The sequence below is a fragment of the Acinetobacter sp. CAU_H_S139_7 genome, from assembly GCF_058599305.1.
Map to the genome: position 1 here is coordinate 2,619,730 of NZ_CM178651.1, position 18,519 is coordinate 2,638,248.

At 40.5% G+C, this 18,519-nt stretch carries 18 protein-coding genes and 1 pseudogene; 5 read left to right on the forward strand and 14 right to left on the reverse strand.

The features are described 5' to 3' along the window. Window positions 1-21: 21 nt before the first annotated feature. The 7 genes from arsH to AC4MC0_RS12825 all read right to left on the reverse strand — a co-directional run bounded on the left by arsH (window position 22) and on the right by AC4MC0_RS12825 (window position 6,776). Window positions 22-726, reverse strand: a complete 705-nt coding sequence (arsH, locus tag AC4MC0_RS12795; RefSeq protein ID WP_278345214.1) for an arsenical resistance protein ArsH — start codon at window positions 724-726, stop codon at window positions 22-24. 5 nt (window positions 727-731) lie between these two features. Beyond that, window positions 732-1,775, reverse strand: a complete 1,044-nt coding sequence (arsB, locus tag AC4MC0_RS12800; protein ID WP_278345215.1) for an ACR3 family arsenite efflux transporter — start codon at window positions 1,773-1,775, stop codon at window positions 732-734. Between the two features lie 7 nt (window positions 1,776-1,782). After that, window positions 1,783-2,256 (reverse strand): arsenate reductase ArsC, encoded by a 474-nt coding sequence (locus AC4MC0_RS12805; protein WP_004723198.1) that lies wholly within the window; start codon window positions 2,254-2,256, stop codon window positions 1,783-1,785. A gap of 6 nt (window positions 2,257-2,262) precedes the next feature. Continuing rightward, the gene (locus AC4MC0_RS12810) at window positions 2,263-2,583 is read right to left on the reverse strand and encodes a metalloregulator ArsR/SmtB family transcription factor (protein WP_035268429.1); all 321 of its coding nucleotides are present in this window, start codon (window positions 2,581-2,583) and stop codon (window positions 2,263-2,265) included. A 59-nt stretch (window positions 2,584-2,642) separates the two neighbouring features. Continuing rightward, the gene (gene arsC, locus AC4MC0_RS12815) at window positions 2,643-3,077 is read right to left on the reverse strand and encodes an arsenate reductase (glutaredoxin) (protein WP_195728750.1); all 435 of its coding nucleotides are present in this window, start codon (window positions 3,075-3,077) and stop codon (window positions 2,643-2,645) included. A 484-nt stretch (window positions 3,078-3,561) separates the two neighbouring features. Continuing rightward, window positions 3,562-5,280 (reverse strand): GMC oxidoreductase, encoded by a 1,719-nt coding sequence (locus tag AC4MC0_RS12820; RefSeq protein WP_335996960.1) that lies wholly within the window; start codon window positions 5,278-5,280, stop codon window positions 3,562-3,564. A gap of 50 nt (window positions 5,281-5,330) precedes the next feature. Further along, window positions 5,331-6,776 (reverse strand): coniferyl aldehyde dehydrogenase, encoded by a 1,446-nt coding sequence (locus tag AC4MC0_RS12825; protein WP_005399985.1) that lies wholly within the window; start codon window positions 6,774-6,776, stop codon window positions 5,331-5,333. A 153-nt stretch (window positions 6,777-6,929) separates the two neighbouring features. Here AC4MC0_RS12825 and AC4MC0_RS12830 point away from each other — a divergent pair, with 153 nt between their 5' ends. After that, window positions 6,930-7,949 (forward strand): AraC family transcriptional regulator, encoded by a 1,020-nt coding sequence (locus AC4MC0_RS12830; RefSeq protein WP_005399986.1) that lies wholly within the window; start codon window positions 6,930-6,932, stop codon window positions 7,947-7,949. 30 nt (window positions 7,950-7,979) lie between these two features. Here AC4MC0_RS12830 and AC4MC0_RS12835 read toward each other — a convergent pair. Next, a pseudogene (locus tag AC4MC0_RS12835) lies at window positions 7,980-8,096 on the reverse strand (IS5/IS1182 family transposase); the annotation flags it as partial. Between the two features lie 753 nt (window positions 8,097-8,849). Here AC4MC0_RS12835 and AC4MC0_RS12840 point away from each other — a divergent pair. Both AC4MC0_RS12840 and AC4MC0_RS12845 read left to right on the forward strand, forming a co-directional pair. Beyond that, window positions 8,850-10,094: an OmpP1/FadL family transporter gene (locus AC4MC0_RS12840; RefSeq protein ID WP_010326172.1), complete on the forward strand. Its 1,245-nt coding sequence runs from the start codon at window positions 8,850-8,852 to the stop codon at window positions 10,092-10,094. 329 nt (window positions 10,095-10,423) lie between these two features. Then, a complete protein-coding gene (locus tag AC4MC0_RS12845; RefSeq protein WP_029574964.1) occupies window positions 10,424-11,581 on the forward strand; it encodes an OmpP1/FadL family transporter in 1,158 nt (385 codons plus the stop codon). An 80-nt stretch (window positions 11,582-11,661) separates the two neighbouring features. Here AC4MC0_RS12845 and thrH read toward each other — a convergent pair whose 3' ends face one another. Further along, window positions 11,662-12,279, reverse strand: a complete 618-nt coding sequence (gene thrH, locus AC4MC0_RS12850; protein ID WP_005399989.1) for a bifunctional phosphoserine phosphatase/homoserine phosphotransferase ThrH — start codon at window positions 12,277-12,279, stop codon at window positions 11,662-11,664. 202 nt (window positions 12,280-12,481) lie between these two features. On the opposite strand from thrH, the gene AC4MC0_RS12855 reads away from it, so the two are divergent. Together AC4MC0_RS12855 and AC4MC0_RS12860 are read left to right on the forward strand one after the other, a co-directional pair. Then, complete coding sequence (locus AC4MC0_RS12855) at window positions 12,482-13,216, forward strand: phosphoadenylyl-sulfate reductase (RefSeq protein ID WP_279699711.1); 735 nt, start codon at window positions 12,482-12,484, stop codon at window positions 13,214-13,216. Window positions 13,217-13,376: 160 nt separating this feature from the next. Then, complete coding sequence (locus tag AC4MC0_RS12860) at window positions 13,377-14,756, forward strand: WS/DGAT/MGAT family O-acyltransferase (protein WP_178928424.1); 1,380 nt, start codon at window positions 13,377-13,379, stop codon at window positions 14,754-14,756. Window positions 14,757-14,819: 63 nt separating this feature from the next. Here the strand turns inward: AC4MC0_RS12860 and AC4MC0_RS12865 are convergent, their stop codons facing one another. The 5 genes from AC4MC0_RS12865 to mreC all read right to left on the reverse strand — a co-directional run bounded on the left by AC4MC0_RS12865 (window position 14,820) and on the right by mreC (window position 18,507). Further along, window positions 14,820-14,993, reverse strand: a complete 174-nt coding sequence (locus AC4MC0_RS12865) for a PA1571 family protein (RefSeq protein WP_004981331.1) — start codon at window positions 14,991-14,993, stop codon at window positions 14,820-14,822. A gap of 131 nt (window positions 14,994-15,124) precedes the next feature. Next, window positions 15,125-16,579, reverse strand: a complete 1,455-nt coding sequence (rng, locus tag AC4MC0_RS12870) for a ribonuclease G (protein WP_004981336.1) — start codon at window positions 16,577-16,579, stop codon at window positions 15,125-15,127. Window positions 16,580-16,617: 38 nt separating this feature from the next. Further along, complete coding sequence (locus AC4MC0_RS12875; RefSeq protein WP_335996947.1) at window positions 16,618-17,184, reverse strand: Maf family nucleotide pyrophosphatase; 567 nt, start codon at window positions 17,182-17,184, stop codon at window positions 16,618-16,620. Then, complete coding sequence (gene mreD, locus AC4MC0_RS12880; RefSeq protein ID WP_262471299.1) at window positions 17,172-17,663, reverse strand: rod shape-determining protein MreD; 492 nt, start codon at window positions 17,661-17,663, stop codon at window positions 17,172-17,174. The genes AC4MC0_RS12875 and mreD overlap by 13 nt, the downstream gene beginning before the upstream one ends. Then, the gene (gene mreC, locus AC4MC0_RS12885; RefSeq protein WP_004694667.1) at window positions 17,650-18,507 is read right to left on the reverse strand and encodes a rod shape-determining protein MreC; all 858 of its coding nucleotides are present in this window, start codon (window positions 18,505-18,507) and stop codon (window positions 17,650-17,652) included. Before mreC ends, mreD begins: the two co-directional genes overlap by 14 nt. Window positions 18,508-18,519 lie beyond the last annotated feature (12 nt).

Sequence of the window (18,519 nt, forward strand, 5' to 3'; positions counted from 1 at the left end):
ACATCTTTGATCATCTAGAGTTTATAAACTCCGTTGATTGACACGCTTAGATAATTCTTCTGCCGACTCTTTTCGCTCTGAATAGCGGTCTGTAAGGTACTGACTTTGCCCACGCGTCAGTAGCGTGAATTTATACAGCTCCTCCATAACATCGACAATTCGATCATAAAAGGCTGAAGGTTTCATTCGTCCATCTTCTTCAAACTCTAAAAAAGCTTTAGGAATAGAGGATTGATTTGGGGTGGTGATCATGCGCATCCAACGGCCTAAAATACGCATTTGATTGACGCTATTAAAAGACTGCGACCCCCCACTCACCTGCATCAAGGCCAACGTCTTGCCTTGTGTTGCTCGAATCGCACCGCCAGCCAATGGAATCCAATCAATTTGCGATTTGAAAATTGAACTCATTGAGCCATGACGCTCAGGCGAGCACCACACCATACCTTCTGACCAAGCGAGTAAATCATGCAACTCTTTAACCTTTGGATGTTCAGTGTCCGCATCTTCAGGTAAAGGCAGCCCTTTAGGATGAAAGATTTTAACTTCTGCACCAAACTGCTCTAAGATACGACCAGCTTCCATCACCGCCAATCGGCTGTATGAACGCTCACGGTTAGAACCATAGAGCAGTAAAATACGGGGTGGATGATCTAGCGCTTTGGCCTGTACCTTTTCTAAAGTCGGTTGATCCAAAAGATTCATATCTACATTTGGGAGAGTCATAGAAATTACACCTCTTCTTTAAAAAACTTTTTTCTAAGCCACAAAGACACACTGACTAAAGCAATCAACACTGGTACTTCAACCAATGGGCCGATCACCGTGGTAAATGCGACTGGTGAAGCTAAACCAAAGGTCGCAATCGCTACGGCCAGCGCCAATTCAAAGTTATTCCCCGCAGCAGTAAAAGAAATGGCTGTGGTTTTAGGATAATCGTTCCCCATCCATTTGCTCATGAAGAAGCTGATGAAGAACATCACGATAAAGTAAATCGTCAATGGAATCGCAATACGCAAGACATCGAGTGGCAAGCTCACTACATCGTTTCCTTTAAGGCTAAACATCGCCACAATCGTAAACAATAAAGCCAGCAAACTCAGTGGGCTAATCTTGGGTAAAAAGGTATTTTGATACCAAGCCAAACCTTTAGCACGAACCAAAATAAATCGGGTCATAAAGCCAAGAAAAAATGGAATCCCTAAATACACCAATACCGCATGGGTAATGGTCCAGAAATCGACATTGATCACCTGTCCTGCAATACCGAAATAAGGCGGTAAAAAGGTCAAGAAGAGCCAAGCATAAGTACTGAAGAATAAAATCTGGAAGATACTGTTAAAGGCCACCAATGCAGCAACATATTGGTTATCCCCACAGGCCAAACCGTTCCACACCAAGACCATCGCAATACAGCGTGCTAAACCAATCAAGATCAAGCCGGTCATATATTCAGGATAGCTATGTAAAAAAATGATGGCTAAGGCAAACATCAAAACAGGTGCAATAAGCCAGTTTTGTACCAAAGACAAAGTTAAGGTTTTTTTGTCTTTAAACACTTGTGGTAGCGCGGCATAATCCACTTTTGCCAAAGGTGGATACATCATCAAAATCAAACCTATCGCAATTGGAATATTGACGGAATCCACACTCATTTTATCCAATGCCACTGAGGCTTGTGGAAAGAACACACCGATCGCAATTCCCAACCCCATCGCAATGAAAATCCATAGCGTGAGGTTACGATCTAAAAATGACAGTCTTTGTTGAGCCATGATGTTCTCATTCAATATCTGAGATGTGATTGATTGCAGCAATCAATTCAGGACGAGACATGTGCGCTGTATCGAGTGCTAACAATGCATCTAAACGACGATTGACATGGTCTACAGTCACTTGGAATGCTTTGAGCTTCTCTTCTTTCGGCAAGTCTAAATGCGAAGGATCAGCCAAGCCCCAATGTGCCTTGATTGCTCCGCCTAAATACAGTGGACACGCTTCTTGCGCTGCCGAATCACAGACCGTAATCACCACGTCAGGTTGATATTGTTCACAATCATCAATGGTTTTACTCCACAAACCATCTGTTGAAAGACCCAAATTTTCTAATGTTTCAATGGTCAATGGATGTACTTGCCCTGATGGCTTACTACCTGCACTGTATGCTTTCCAACCCTCTGGGGCACGACTATTAAACAGCACTTCTGACAGGATGCTACGACAACTATTTCCAGTACACAAAAAAAGGAATTTCATATTGTTCTACTCGCAATAACTATTGATTTGTTGAAATGATGGAGCAACTTTTGGCTGTAAATCAGCATTTTTAAGGGTGTTAAGTACGTCTACGCACCAAGTGGGTAAATTGGGATTGAGACTGTAATAGACCCATTGCCCTTGACGTCGATCTTGTAAAAGACCAGAAGAGCGTAATAAGGCTAAATGCCGTGAAATCTTGGGTTGGCTCAACTCTAATTTTTCAGTCAAATCACAAACACATTGTTCATTATTTCCAAGAACCAACATGACGATGTTGAATCGCGTTTCATCAGCCAAACATTTAAAGAAATTGATTTGATCCATATTTTTTTACTCACTCAAATATATGGATATATCAATATTCACATATATCCATGAAATTTTTATTTCAATCGCTGCCCATTTGCATCCAGTACTTGTTCACCATCTTCTTTAGTGAAAGCACCCTTTTGTGGGAGTGGCAGAATTTCTAAAACCAATTCTGACGGACGACTTAAACGAGTTCCTAACTCAGTCACTACAAATGGACGGTTAATCAAAATTGGATGCTGCAGCATAAAATCTAAAAGCTGTTCATCCGTCCAGTCCTCACGGCCCAACTCGAGATCACGATAAGGATCAACATTCTTACGAATCGCTTCTCTCACCGTTAAACCTGCATCCGCGATCATTTGAATTAGTTCATTTTTAGATGGAGGTGTTACAAGGTACTCAATCACTTCAGGTTCAATATTGGCATTACGAATTAATGCCAATGTATTACGTGATGTACCACATTCAGGGTTATGATAAATCTTAACTTTTGGAGTAGCAGTCATTTGCTCAAACTCAATCGAATCTTTGAATATATTTATATACGAATAAACATATATATGCAATTCCATATTTAAAGAACGAAAAATGATCTTTTTTGAATATATAGTGATCGAATGAGCATGTTAAAATTAGATAAAATCCAAGATTTAGAGGTCAAACTATGGAAACAGTCATGATTACTTTGATCTTAGTTATTATTTTGATTTTACTAGTCATATTTTATAAAAAGAAAAAATAAACTATAGCTTTTGGGTTTACGGATAGACTCAGTAATGTCCCCCAATTACTCATTAATCGGTAAAAAGGTAAGACAGCTTTTCGCTCTCTTCTTACTTAGGAATTTCTGAATTATAGCCCATAAAATCAGCAACGCCCTCTAACGCTGTCATACAGCGTTAGAGGGATAATGATCTCAAGATTGTATTGCTTCGGATGTCAAATTTGCCTTATTAAGCACCATCACCAGCCCAAACCATATCCACTTTTTTAAGCATTGCTTAATGCACTAACTAAATCACCAGTACCCTTCAAGTCAGACACCTGTCCGTCCAAAGGCTGACTAAACTGGATTCGCTGAATCTTTGCTGCACGCTCTGCGGAGAACACAGGGATTTGACTCATCGCAAATTCAGACAGAGCGGTAATGGTCAGTGAGGGATTCACACCTAAATTTCCCGGCACAATTGAACCATCTAATACGCGTAAATTTTGATAACCAAAGACTTGACCGGTGAAGTCTACAACGCCATTCGACTTATCATTACCCATCGCAACACCACTCATAATATGTGCTGTCGTTGGCGTTCCCAGTAGAATTTCAGTAAGTGCAGAACCTGGCTCTCCACCCAACTTTTGTGCAATCATTTTAGTGGCTTCTTCAGCCGCAGGGAATGAAACGGTGAGTGGTGTGTCTCCTTCTTTTTGCACGGCAGTAATACTATTCTGGAACAGTCGATACCACTTTCTACGCCATTCAAAATGAATAAACGCTTCAGACTTTTGCATTACCAATAAAATAATAGAGTCTTTGGCTTTACCCTTATAACGCAGTACTTTAAAGGTTTTTAAGGGATGCAACAGTGTATTAAAAACAAACTTCATAAAGCGCATAAAGCCCTGACCAGTCACCATCGGCACATATGGAATATAAATCCATGAAGCATCTGCACCTTCAGGGAAACGTGTGACCTCGATATTGGTATCTGCATCGACCGAAATAAAAGAGCTGATTGCCACCCCATCATCCAGTTTTTTTCCTGTGTTGTTTACTGTGGTTAGGGTTTCCGAATTCGTCCGAACTTCCTGTCCCAGCAATGAAGAAATATTGGGTAAAGTTTTATGCTGATCACGCATTTTTAACAACATCGGTACCGTACCCATCACCCCTGCAGATAACACTACCCCACGACTGTGCAAACGATACTGACGAACTTGTTTCCCAAGGGTTTCTTTGACTATTACTTCGTAACCTGCGCTACCATCTTCACTCAGTGGTTTAATTTTCACCACTTCTGAACTTGGACGAATTTCAACGCCATTACGCTCAGCAAAATACAGGTAATTTTTCATCAGGGTATTTTTGGCATTATTACGACAGCCCAACATACAACTGCCACAATAAATACAGGAGTTACGATCTGGTCCATCTCCATTGAAATACGGATCTTTCGCTACTTGTCCTTCTTGACCAGCTACTTGAGAAAAGAAGACCCCCGTATTCACCGTTTTAAATGAATTTGCATATCCAATTTCACTCGCAACTTCTTTTAACGTGTCGTCTGCAATATTGGTATAAGTATTATTCGCTGTACCTAACATGCGTTGAGCGAGACCATAAAACGGTTTTAAGGTTTCTTTCCAGTCTTTACGAATCTTGGTCCACGCCTCGGACTCAAAAACAGCATCAGGTGGAATTAAATGTACATTGGCATAAATTTGTGAGCCCCCACCAACGCCTACCCCGTGCAAAATGGTGGTTTTACTGGTGAAAGTAAATTGCATCGTACCTCTGAATCCCAGTTCAGGACGCCACAAATAGTTTTTGGTGTCTAAATTGGTGGTTGGAAAATCCTTATCTTCACGGCGTAAGCCTTTCTCCAAAATCAGGACTTTATAGCCTTTTTCACTAAGGCGTAAAGCACTGACCGATCCACCAAAGCCTGAGCCAATCACAATTTGATCATAATCAAAATCTTTATTATTCATCCTATTAACTCCTTTAATAGTTTTATTTTTCTGTTTTTAAATTTAAGCGCTTATGACTTCATCCGAATCAATAAATTCAACAGCCAATTGGCAAATTTTCCGTAAGGCGGCGCGAGAAACTTCAAGCTTGAAAAACCCGCCTGATAAAACACAGGACGCATTTTGGAAAAAGTCAAAAAGCCTTCATAGCCATGATAGTGCCCCATCCCGCTGGCACCGACTCCACCAAATGGTAAGTCATGCTGCCCGACATGAAATAAGGCATCATTGACCGAAACCCCGCCCGACATAACTCTGCTGATATAAAATTCGACTAAGCTTTTGTTATTGCTAAATGGATAAAAGGCCAATGGACGATCACGCTGAACAATATAGTCAACAACATCTTCAGGCTTTTGGTAGGTTTTGACCATCAAGATCGGGCCAAAGGTTTCACGCGTATCAATTTCCATCTCATCATTACTGTTCAACACCAAAGTCAGTGGAAATTTTCGTGTCGCAGCATCAGGCTCTTGCTGATTTAAATTAATTAAACTAGCCCCTTTGGCTTCAGCATCTGCCAAGCTATGTACTAAGCGCTGAAATGCACGCTCATCAATCACAGAAGTATAATCTTTGCTATGAATATCAGGCACATGTTCCTGCACCCAAACTGATGCCGCTTGAATAAACGCTTGTAACCTCGACTCATGTACAAATAAATAATCGACATTGGTACAAATTTGCCCCGCATTAAACTGTTTCACAAACATAATGCGTTCTACAGCTTTCTCAATAGGGTATTCAGGGTCAATCACCGCAGGAGATTTACCACCCAGTTCCAGAGTCACAGGGGTTAAGTTTTGTGCTGCAGCAGCCATGACTTTACGCCCTGTCGCACCAGAACCAGTAAACATCAGGTGGTCAAACGGCAATTTTGAAAATGCGATACCCACTTCACCAGTCTCATCGAAAATCTGTAATTTTTCCGCTTTAAAATATTTGGGGCTTAACTCAATCAGCAATTCAGCCAAATGTCTTGAATTTTCAGACATTTTAACCATAGCCGTATTTCCCGCAGCAAACACGGCTGACAACTGTGAAAACATCAAATTGATGGGGAAATTCCACGGCACAATAATTCCAATCACCCCCAGCGGCTGCGGAATCACACGGTTTTTTGCACCAAAATACAGGCTATGATCGACATGACGCTTTTGTACTTTGGTCCATTGCTTCAAATGTTTGATGCTGCCGTTAATATCATCTGTGACCGTAATAATTTCTGCCAGTAAGGTTTCATGACGTGAACGATTGCCATAATCTCGATTCAGGGCTTCAATAATTGCTTCACGGTGATCGTTAATCAGTGCTTTTAAATTCAGTAAATGTTGCTTACGTTGCGCAATCGTTTCAATGCCTTGTTGATGAAAGCTTTTGCGCTGCAATTGAAAACAATCGTGTAATGTCTGTTCTATCACTGTTTGCTCGATATGAGGCTGAACCGTAAGTTGCATATGCTTTTCCTTTCACGGCTAAAAATGGTGATTCAATACTTCTTTTCTATGTTGATTGAGACAATCTCTTATCCTACTTTAACAAATGACTTGAATTATGCTTGACTTTTTAGGACACTAAATTGATCTTTTAGGACAACACGGAATGTTGTAATGGGAAGTTATATTCGTGCAGCCAGCCTCGGCGGTTTTGAAGACTTAGTCCGTAGTTATGGCGTAAACCCTATAGAAATCTTGAAAGAGATCGGGATTTTACCTGCTTTACTCCGTGATCCAGATTCATTTATTCATTATGATCATTATTTAAATTTATTGGAAAAAGCGGCCTTAGCTTGTCAGGATGATTGCTTCGGTTTAAAACTCGGTGCACTCCAAAATATTAGCACAATCGGTTTGATTGGCGTCTATATGTCCCGACAAATGACCATACTTGAAGCCTTAAGCGTGGCGCAAAAATATGTCTATTTACATGCTGAAGGCATTGTCTTCCACGTCTCGCAACATAATGCTCTGCTCTGTAAGCTGAACTTTGTGCGTTTAAGTGAATACAACACCGATGTACCACAAAAATCACAACTGGCCATTTGCCTTGTCGCGAATATTTTAAAAGATTTGATTGGCCCGCAGTGGCATGCAGAAAAAATTTGCTTCAAGCAAAAAGCACCACAAAAAGGTGCTCAAACTTTCCAAGCACATTTTTCATGTCAGGTAGAGTTTGAAACCGATGAAGATGCACTTTATTTTCCTGCAAGCTTTTTAAGCTATAAACCCTATAATTTTAATGAAGATGCCATCAATCAGCTGATCGTACAGCAGCTTGAAACACAAAGCAGCACCAAAACTGAAGACAATACCGCACTGATAGAGAGTTCAGTCCGCATGCTGATGGCGACAGGAGACTGCAGCATTGAAAATATCGCACTCTGTATGGGCATGCATCCGAAAAAGCTTCAGCGCGCTTTAAAAATGCAAGGAACAAGCTATCGAGATATACTCGAAAATGTCCGAAAAAAAGAAGCACTGCGTATGCTTGATGCAGGCAATGTGAATTTGACGGATATTGCTCTACAGTTGGGCTATGCAGAGTTATCTATTTTTAGTCGCAACTTTAAAAGTTGGTTTGGCGTTCCTCCAACCGAGTTAAGAGACAAAAGTCGAAGCCATATTGTATGACTTCTGGTTTTGCTACTTTGTTCAATAATGAGCATACCTCTGAGTTTCAAGATCAAACCAAATGGCAATATTTCCACGATTAATGAGAACTCGGTTATATGAGGAGCAATTGCTTGTACGGTCAATTTTAGGTGCTGGCTTCTTCATTCGGAAATTATATTGCTAAAGATGGCTTTAAGAATAGGTTTGTACAACAAAGCCCATCCTTCTAATCATTTATGGTTCACAGTAGAGCGATAGCGAACTAAAACTCTAAATTTTTTAATAAATTATGCTTTTAACGGTATAACAAAACTACAGCTTAATTTAAGTCAAGATTGAGTGCTGATTACACCGCTTAATAACCACCTGTATTCATTCATCTATATTTAAAACTAAAGATTTTTGTTCTTAACATTTGTTTCAGCTTTTATATATTTTTTATAACACAACGCAATATAACCGCAACAATTATCATTGTCGCTGTAGACAATATTAATCATGTAAAAAACAATAACTTGATCTTCTAAATAAAAATAATCGATAAATGATCTACGAAATATAATTTTGTATTATAAATACAGTAAAGAAAAAAGTGATACGAATCACAAAAAGGATTTATTTTTACGCTTAATTGAGTAAATTTTAACCAAAAAATAAATTTTATATTTCAAATTATATATTTATATTTTTCATTAACTTAAGTTGAAAAAAAGTGTTTTTTTAGTGTAAAAACTCTATTGCGATCACTTTTTGAACTGATTAGTTATGTCTAGAGCATTTACTCTTATTTTAATTGTGCTATTTTTGTGACACGGAGTAACAAATGATTTCGGTTAACCGACTTCTCCAAAAGCCAAAAAACATAAACACAAAATGAGCAATAAACATTTGCATTTGCACCTCAAGGAAAGACGTAGAATGAAATTAAAGACATTAACGACAGCAATGATTTTAGCAACTGTACCAATGACGGGGGCATTTGCCGCTGCTCTAGATCGTTCAGGTCAGTCAATCTCTGCATTCTTGCAACCTGGTAATTACTTTGAAGCAGGTATTTCTGTATTAGATCCAGATGTATCTGGGAAGGCTATTTCAACTGCTGGTGGCGGCAATCTTTCTGACATGGGAGATGATTACTACTTCCCCTCAGCTGCTCTTAAATTACAAGTAACAGACCACTTCTCATTTGGTTTGATCTATGACCAACCATTTGGTGCTGATGCTGCATACTCAACAAGTGACCCACTTGTTGGTCTCAATACAGGTTTGTTACACTTAAACGGTGAAGCAACTGAAGTAGAAGTTGACACTCAAAGTTTGTCTATGATTTTTGGTTTCCAGCCAAATGAAAATTTCAACATTTATGCTGGTCCTGTTTATCAAACAATTAAAGGTAATGTTCAATTACGTGGTGCGGCATATGGTTCAGCTAACGGCCTTGGCTTATATAATGCTGATTTAGATGAAGATGGTGCAGTTGGCTGGTTAGCTGGCTTTGCTTATCAAATTCCTGAAATTGCTTTAAAAACATCTATCACTTATCGCTCTGAAATTGACCACAAAGCATCTGCTCGCGAATATGGTCAAAGTAACGTATTAGCATTTGTTGGCAGTAGCCCTGTTTACGATGTAGCAACAGATGCAAATATTACAACTCCCCAATCTGTTAACCTTGATTTCCAAACAGGGATCATGGCAAATACAGTTGCCTTTGCAAATGTACGTTGGGTGAATTGGAAAGACTTTTCTATTGACCTAAAACAATTCGGAACTGTTGCAGATACTCTAGGTGCGCTAGGCCAGACTCCAGACAACCCAAATGGCTTTGATATTGTTGGTTATACTGATGACCAATGGTCAGCAAACGTAGGTGTAGGCCGTAAATTTAATGATCTATGGGCAGGTAATGTCTCAGTAGGTTGGGATTCTGGTGCAGGTAATCCTATATCAACTCTTGGCCCAACTGAAGGTTACTGGAATGTTGGCTTAGGACTTCAATATAGTCCAACACCTGCAACCTTTATCGCTGGTGGTGTTAAATACTTCTGGTTAGGCGATGCAAAAGCGCAAGTCGCATCTAACTTTGGATCAGATACTTATGTTGCAGAATTTAATGACAATGATGCTTTAGCTTATGGCTTAAAAATCGGTTACAAGTTCTAATTACTAATACTGAAAAAACCATCTGCAAAGATGGTTTTTTCATTTTCAACAATGACACCTACGCTCTTTTTTATACACTTGTGATTCATTTGAGCAACAAATAAACACTTAAACATTTTGCATAATATTCAATCAGCCACTCAGCATTTAAAAATAAATCCATATAAATCATAAAATTAATATTTTTTTTTAGTGTTTTTACTCTACACAAGTATATTTTTTAACTTTTCAGTTCATTTTACAACCGTAGTTGAGCATTTACTCTTTTTGTATTTATGTTACTTTTCGTGCCAATCACTTACATAAAGCTACAACAAGGAATGTTCCCTATGAAGCTTACAGCTCTTCGCTCGGCTATTTTGCTCAGCTTAATCCCAACAACTTCTGTCATAGCTGGCGGTCTAGATCGATCTGGGCAATCAATGTCTGCTTTTTTTCAATCGGGCAACTATGCTGAAGCTGGTTTTACAGTAATTGATCCAACTGTAGAAGGTACCTCTACAGTTGTTAAAGATGAAAAAATCAGTGATATGGGAGGTGATTACTACTTCCCTTCTGCAGCGATTAAAATACAGCCAACCGATAATATTTCACTAGGATTATTATATGATCAGCCTTTCGGTGCTGATGCAACCTACTCATCAACAGCAGGTACATTTGGTAATGGTACGGAAGGAACTTCTGTTGAAGTTGATACTCATAATCTAACTGCGCTGATTGGTTACCAACCCAACCAAAACTGGAATTTTTATGCAGGCCCCGTATATCAAACAGTTGAAGGAAAAGTTTCATTACGTGGCGCCGCATACGGTGGTACTCGTCTATTAGGTGGCTACGACATAGATCTCAAAGAAGATGATGCTTTCGGTTGGATTGCAGGTGCCGCATACTCTATTCCTGAAATTGCACTTAGAGCTGCTATCACTTATCGCTCTGAAATTAAACATGAACTTGATACTTCAGAAACATTTGCCCTAGGTGCTGTTGTTCGTCCCAACTCAAACACAGAAGTTGTTACACCTCAGTCTGTAAACATTGATTTGCAATCAGGTGTCGCTAAAGATACCTTAGCTTTTGCAAATATTCGCTGGGTACATTGGGATCAATTTGCAGTTAAGCCAACATATTTAGCTGCTGCAACACAAGCTGCAAGAGGTAAAGCACAAAATCTAATCGACTATTCAGATGATCAGTGGTCTATTACAACAGGTCTTTCTCATAAGTTTAATGATAAATGGGCTGGTTCAGCTTCTGTTGGTTATGACTCTGGAGCAGGTAACCCTGTTACGACACTTGGCCCTGTAGAAGGAAACTGGAGTATTGGATTAGGCGCTCAATATAGCCCTGCACAAAGCTATTTCATTGCTGCTGGCGTACGTTACCTATGGTTAGGTGATGCAGATGCACAAACAGGTGGGAATGTTGTTGGTAGCTTTGAAGATAACAGCGCCCTTGCATATGGTATGAAAATTGGCTATCGCTTTTAATTAATCTATGTTAACTAACATTGAATTCAATGAAAAATGGCGCTAATTGCGCCATTTTTTATTATTTTAAAATCAATATATTAAGCAGGAATATCACGAACTGAAGCATTACGAATTGCCTCTTTTAAAGCTGCATAACCATGAATTGCAGGGAATTGTGGGAACTCTTTAATCACGTTTTCTGGTGCATCAAACAAAAAACCTTTATCCGCTTCACCCAGCATAGTGGTGTCATTATAAGAATCACCTGCGGCAATCACACGGTAATTTAGTCCATGCAATGCTTTAACTGCTTCACGTTTTTGGTCAGGTTGGCGCAGCTTATAGGTTGTAATCATACCCTTTTCATCAGTCTCTAACTTATGACAAAAAATCGTTGGCCAGCCCAGCTGTTTCATTAATGGGTGCGCAAACTCATAGAAAGTGTCTGACAAAATAATCAGCTGAAAATGTGTACGTAACCATTCAACAAATTCTTTTGCGCCTGGAAATGGGCCCATCTCAGCAATGACTTCTTGAATATCATTTAAACCTAAACCATGTTCTTTTAATATATTCAAACGCTGCGTCATGAGCACATCATAATCAGGAATATCACGTGTGGTTGCTTCAAGCGCTTTAATGCCTGTTTTTTTAGCAAAGTTAATCCAAATCTCTGGAACTAACACCCCTTCTAGATCAAGGCAAACAACTTCCATGAATACTCCCTTTTATTTACGTGGAAAAATTTTGAACTATCATAGCTTAATATTTGTCTAATGCATTGCTGTTTTTTAAATCTATTTTTTTCATAAGCATTTATTTTTTAGTGATAAGTGGCTTATTTCAACTCTATTAAAATACACAGCAAATAACGTAATATAGGTCTTGTTAGATTCCAAGCCTATTGCCAGGATACTCATGACAACCATTCCAACTATTGATCTTGTTGATGCTCTCGCAGCTGAATATGCAGACAAATCACCAAGTGAAATTTTAGCACTCGCACTAAATCAAGCTGGCGAAATTGCCATCTCGTTTTCAGGTGCAGAAGATGTCGTACTTATTGATATGGCTGCTAACTTAGGTAAACCCTTTCGTGTCTTTAGCTTAGACACAGGACGTTTACATGCAGAAACCTATCAATTTATCGAAACTGTGCGTAATCACTACAACATTAATATCGAAATTTGCTTCCCAGAAGCAGATGCCGTTCAACAACTGGTCAATGAAAAAGGTTTATTCAGCTTTTATCAAGATGATCATAAAGAGTGTTGTGGTATCCGTAAAGTTGAGCCTTTACGTAAAAAATTAGCGACTTTAGATGGTTGGATTACGGGTCAACGTAAAGACCAAAGCCCAGGCACACGAACTGAGATTCCAGTTGTTCAAGCAGATGAAGGCTTTTCAGGCGTAGGCAAACAATTGATTAAATACAATCCTCTTACCAACTGGTCCAGTGCCGATGTGTGGAGCTACATTCGCATGATGGAAGTGCCTTATAACCCATTACATGAACGCGGTTTTATTTCTATTGGCTGTGAACCATGTACACGTCCAGTGTTACCAAATCAACATGAACGTGAAGGACGTTGGTGGTGGGAGGAAGCGACACACAAAGAATGTGGCCTGCATGCAGGTAATTTGAAAAAGTAAAGACCAAAACCACTGCAAAGCAGTGGTTTTTCGCAACCAATGGATACACACAAAGCGCTCCCATTGGTAAAATAAATCGATATACTAGATTTTGTTCTATAATTCTAACAAGATTGCTCATATAGGAGCGGTCAGATATTGCAGGGAGGCAATCCAGACTATGCGTCCATTACATCCGATTGACTTTATTTTTTTATCGCTTGAAAAACGGCAACAACCCATGCATGTGGGTGGATTATTCTTATTCCAAATCCCTGAAAATGCACCTGCCGGCTTCATTCAAAATTTAGTTGCAGATATTCGTAACTCCAAATCCATTCCTATTCCTCCATTTAACAACAAACTCAATGGTTTGTTTTGGGATGAAGATGAAGAGTTTGATCTTGATCATCATTTTCGTCATATCGCACTCCCACAACCGGGGCGTATTCTTGAACTACTCACCTATATTTCACAGGAACACAGTAGTTTAATTGATCGCGCTAAACCATTATGGACCTGTCATATTATTGAAGGGATTGAAGGGAATCGTTTTGCGATGTACTTCAAAATTCACCATGCGATGGTGGATGGTATTGCGGGTATGCGTTTGGTGGAAAAATCATTATCACAAGATCCAAATGCAAAGAGTATTGTGCCACCTTGGTGTGTTGAAGGCCCTCGTGCGAAGCGTTTAAAAGAACCGAATGTTAGCCGCTTTAAGAAAATAATGAATGGCGTAATGGGCCAGCTTGGGTCAACACCACGTGTCATGTATGAATTGTCACAAACCGTCATGAAAGATATGGGACGTAATCCTGATTATGTTTCAAGCTTCCAAGCACCCAGCTCTATTCTGAACCAGCGGGTTAGCTCCTCCCGCCGTTTTGCAGCACAGTCTTTTGAGTTTGACCGTTTACGTCATATTTCTAAAAGTTTGGGTGTCACGATTAATGACATCGTACTGGCGATTTGTTCAGGTGCCTTGCGTGAATATTTATTGTCCCAAGACGCACTTCCTAAAAAGCCTTTAATTGCCATGGTACCTGCCTCTGTTCGCGATGATGATTCGTCTATGTCGAATCGTATCACCATGATTCTGGCAAATTTAGGCACGCATAAAGAAGATCCACTAGAGCGCCTCGCAATTGTTCGTCGTAGTGTGCAAAATGCCAAAGAAAAGTTCAAACGCATGAACTCAAACCAAATTTTGAACTATAGTGCGTTTGTTTATAGTGCTGCTGGTCTCAATATTGCCTCAGGCTTACTGCCTAAGCGCCAAGCGTTTAATCTGGTAATTTCGAATGTTCCTGGCCCACGTGAACCATTGTATTGGAACGGGGCACGACTCGATGCGCTATACCCTGCCTCAATCATTTTAGATGGTCAGGCACTCAACATCACCATGACCAGTTATTTAGATAAACTTGAAGTTGGTTTGACGGCTTGTCGAAATGCGCTGCCGAAGATGCAGAATCTACTCACACACTTAGAAGAAGAGATTCAACGCTTTGAAGCGATTGTGGGCGTCGAAGGCCCAAAGTTGCAAGCGGTCAGTTGATGCCGCAAAACGAATCAGAAATACAAGAATAATCAATAAAACTAAGGGGCTTCGATAAGCCCCTTAGTTTTTAATGCTACGACATTGTTTTAATAATTGATGACACGCAGTACGAATCATGGCAGTTGTAATTTGTACTTCTTTACCCTGATCATCCACAATATACGCATTATGTGTTACTTTCGTATCTAATAAATGTTTCAAACTAGGTTGAATAATTGCTTCTCTAACACCCATATCACACCTCATTTGCTAAACCTATTTGGGAGAATAAGCTTTGGCTATTTCCGTGTTTCTAGTATTAAAAATCTAAGATCGAAAGTAAAATTTCAGTTGTAACAACTATTTAACCATATATTGTTACAATTTCAGCTCAGAATGATATCGTATTGCTCTTGCGTATATAAATTTTCCACCTGAAATTTAATCACACGACCAATGAAATGCTCTAAATCCGCGACTGCTGGCGCTTCCGCGGTTAACAAGCGGTCAATCACCGAAGGGTGCGCAACGACAGTAAAGCCAGTCTGAGATTGATACGCACGTGTATATCTCATGATTTCTCGAAAGATTTCGTAACATACAGACTCAGCTGTTTTCACATAACCCCGTCCCTGACAGGTCGGACAAGATTCACATAATAAGTGCTCTAATGATTCACGCGTACGTTTACGCGTCATCTCGACCAAACCTAACTCAGAAACCTGTGTAATTTTGGTTTTTGCATGGTCTTGCTCAAGCATTCGTTCAAACTGAGTCATGACCTCAGTTCGATGCTCCTGCTCTTGCATGTCAATAAAGTCGATAATAATAATACCGCCTAAATTACGTAGTCTCAGCTGGCGCGCAATGACCTGTGTCGCTTCCATATTGGTTTTAAACACAGTATCTTCTAAAGAGCGGCCACCCACATATGACCCTGTATTGACATCGATAGTCGTCATAGCTTCAGTCTGGTCTATCATCAAATAACCGCCAGACTTCAACGCAACACGCGTCTGTAGAGCTCTTTGAATGTCTTCTTCGACATTATACAAGTCAAAAATTGGGCGCTCACCCGGATAGTGAATGAGACGTTCTTTGATATTAGGGACAAATTCTTCTACGAACTCTTGGAGCTTGCCATGTATTTCACGCGAGTCGACTGAAATTTTAGCGGTCTTTTCACTCGCAAGATCGCGAATAATGCGTTGGGGTAAAGGCAGTTCTTCAAAAATTAACGATGGCACCGCAATACTGATTTGCTTGCGCTGAATAAATTCCCAAAGTTTTGCCAAATAAGCCATATCTTGTGCAATAGCAGCTTCCGCAATCCCATCAGCAGCTGTACGAACAATCACTGAACCCGGAAGTTTATGTTCCGCTTGAATACGCTCAATCATCGAACGTAAACGATCACGTTCAGCTTCAGACTCAATGCGTTGAGACACACCCGTATGATTGCCATAAGGCATCATCACTAAGTAGCGCGAAGGAATAGAAAGGTCGGTTGAAAGCCGAGCCCCTTTGGTTCCCAGCATGTCTTTCATGACTTGAACAGTAAGAATTTGTCCCGGCTGTAAGAGCTCAAAAACATTGGGGGTGGGTTGATTACGTGACCAAACCATATCATTAATATGTAAAAAAGCAGTTCGTGACAGCCCAATATCGACAAAAGCAGCCTGCATTCCCGGAAGAACACGCACCACTTTACCTTTATAAATATTGCCCACTAAACCACGTTTCACCGTACGCTCAATAAATAATTCATTGACCGTGCCGTTTTCAATTAACGCGACGCGACATTCCATAGGCGTGACGTTAATTAATAACTCGTCAGACATAACAAACTCAAAACATTATAAAAAATCTTTTGAGACAGTTAATTTAGTGCCTTAACTGCCTGTAATAACTGTACCGTTTCATGCAACGGTAGCCCCACGACATTGCTATAGCTTCCCTCTATGCGTGGAATATAACGTGCTGCAATGCCTTGTATGGCGTAGGCTCCTGCCTTGCCAAGAGGTTCAGATGTGGCCCAATATGCTTCCATATCATTCGGGCTCAAATGCTGAAATTCGACTTCAGTACGAACTACTATACTTGAAATTTGCGTATTTGTACGAACACAAACCGCAGTATATACATCATGCTTGCGCCCAGAAATTTTTCCCCACATTTCAAATGCATGCTGCTTAGATTCAGGTTTACCTAAAATCTCTTGATCGACTCCTAAACTGGTATCGGCAGCAATCACAATTGCATCAGGATATTGAAGCTGTACTGCCTCAGCTTTGGCACATGCCAGTCGTTCCACATAATGAGCTACCGACTCGCCTGCTTGTACAGATTCATCAATATCTGGACTATAGATATCAAAGACTAGACCGAGCTGCTCAAGCAGCTCACGGCGACGCGGCGAACTGGACGCTAAAATTAAACGCGCCATTTCTTCAACATGAAATAGACCATCGGGAAAGTCAGCACACTACTCAACAGCGGTTGCCAATGACGTGCAAGGGAAAACTGTGCCCCAATCATAATTTGTGCGATCCACGTAATAAACAAATGCGCGACCACAGCCAAGGTGGTGATGACCCAAATATTGGCAAAGGTCATAATCCGACGTTCACGCGTTAAAAAACGGGACACAAAAGTAATCAGAACAAAACTGAGTGCATTTAGGCCCAAAGGTGCATCGAGTAGTAAATCGGTGAAAATCCCAACTGCAAAGGCAAACCAAATCCCGCTCCATGTCGGCTGGCACAGCACCCAAAAAAGCATCACCATCATCATAAACAATGGACGCCAACCAGAGAGCGCATAAGACAAGGGATAAACCATCAACACTGAAGCAATGATCACCGAAAAAATGATTGGAAATAACGGGTCACGCTTTTTGGCAGCACGAAATTTAGCGATCGGCATGCGGTTGCTCCATCGCTAAAGAATCGGAAAATAAGACAACGACATGATGCCCGCCCGCTAACTGCGCAGCAGGAACAACATCAATTTGAGCAAACTCGCCTGAATTATGACGACTGATTTTTGAAATGGTGCCCACCAGATAACCTGCTGGAAAATGCTCACCTAAACCGGAGCTGTACACTTTTTCACCCACTTTAATTTCGGCACTGGTCGGCACGTATTCCATTTTCAAATGACCCAAATCTCCAGTCCCTGAAACAATGGCACGCATTCCAGATCGCTCCAAGCGAACCGAAAGAGAATGTTCTTTATCTGAAAGCAACATGACGCGACTACTATGCGGATAGACATTGATAATCTGTCCCATAATCCCTTTGTCATCGAGCACGGTTTGCCCGACTTTTAACTGACTGTTGGCACCACGGTTTACCACAATAATATGACGCAATGGATCAGCATCTGTCCCAATGACTTCTGCAATCTCCATACGACCATCGATGATCAACGGGGTATCTAACAGACCGCGTAAACGCGTATTTTCCGCAGATAATTCAGATAATTTTTGTAAACGCACCTGCGCCTGCAATAACTCAGCTTGCATCGCGGTATTTTCACGGCGCAATTGAGCTTCAGACTTGGTTTGTTGATTCAGCCACTCTCGCGATAACACGGGATAACTTGCTACGGCATAAATTGGATTATAAGCGGCGTACAAGACATCTCTTGCAGGTTGAATCACATGCGGCATGCGCCAGTTAAAAAACAGCACGACCAAACATGTGATCACTGCAATGATAAATGAGCGAAAAGATGGCGGTTGTCTGGAAAACAGATTTGTTTGCACCCGCCGATTCCT

Coding starts and splice junctions, on each gene's coding strand:
- thrH (WP_005399989.1), bottom strand. CDS start 12,279: ATGGAAGTTGTTTGCCTTGATCTAGAAGGGGTGTTAGTTCCAGAGATT.
- AC4MC0_RS12810 (WP_035268429.1), bottom strand. CDS start 2,583: ATGGATCAAATCAATTTCTTTAAATGTTTGGCTGATGAAACGCGATTC.
- rng (WP_004981336.1), bottom strand. CDS start 16,579: ATGTCTGACGAGTTATTAATTAACGTCACGCCTATGGAATGTCGCGTC.
- AC4MC0_RS12840 (WP_010326172.1), top strand. CDS start 8,850: ATGAAATTAAAGACATTAACGACAGCAATGATTTTAGCAACTGTACCA.
- AC4MC0_RS12805 (WP_004723198.1), bottom strand. CDS start 2,256: ATGAAATTCCTTTTTTTGTGTACTGGAAATAGTTGTCGTAGCATCCTG.
- arsC (WP_195728750.1), bottom strand. CDS start 3,077: ATGACTGCTACTCCAAAAGTTAAGATTTATCATAACCCTGAATGTGGT.
- AC4MC0_RS12875 (WP_335996947.1), bottom strand. CDS start 17,184: ATGGCGCGTTTAATTTTAGCGTCCAGTTCGCCGCGTCGCCGTGAGCTG.
- AC4MC0_RS12865 (WP_004981331.1), bottom strand. CDS start 14,993: ATGGGTGTTAGAGAAGCAATTATTCAACCTAGTTTGAAACATTTATTA.
- AC4MC0_RS12830 (WP_005399986.1), top strand. CDS start 6,930: ATGGGAAGTTATATTCGTGCAGCCAGCCTCGGCGGTTTTGAAGACTTA.
- AC4MC0_RS12845 (WP_029574964.1), top strand. CDS start 10,424: ATGAAGCTTACAGCTCTTCGCTCGGCTATTTTGCTCAGCTTAATCCCA.
- AC4MC0_RS12855 (WP_279699711.1), top strand. CDS start 12,482: ATGACAACCATTCCAACTATTGATCTTGTTGATGCTCTCGCAGCTGAA.
- AC4MC0_RS12825 (WP_005399985.1), bottom strand. CDS start 6,776: ATGCAACTTACGGTTCAGCCTCATATCGAGCAAACAGTGATAGAACAG.
- arsB (WP_278345215.1), bottom strand. CDS start 1,775: ATGGCTCAACAAAGACTGTCATTTTTAGATCGTAACCTCACGCTATGG.
- AC4MC0_RS12820 (WP_335996960.1), bottom strand. CDS start 5,280: ATGAATAATAAAGATTTTGATTATGATCAAATTGTGATTGGCTCAGGC.
- AC4MC0_RS12860 (WP_178928424.1), top strand. CDS start 13,377: ATGCGTCCATTACATCCGATTGACTTTATTTTTTTATCGCTTGAAAAA.
- arsH (WP_278345214.1), bottom strand. CDS start 726: ATGACTCTCCCAAATGTAGATATGAATCTTTTGGATCAACCGACTTTA.
- mreD (WP_262471299.1), bottom strand. CDS start 17,663: ATGCCGATCGCTAAATTTCGTGCTGCCAAAAAGCGTGACCCGTTATTT.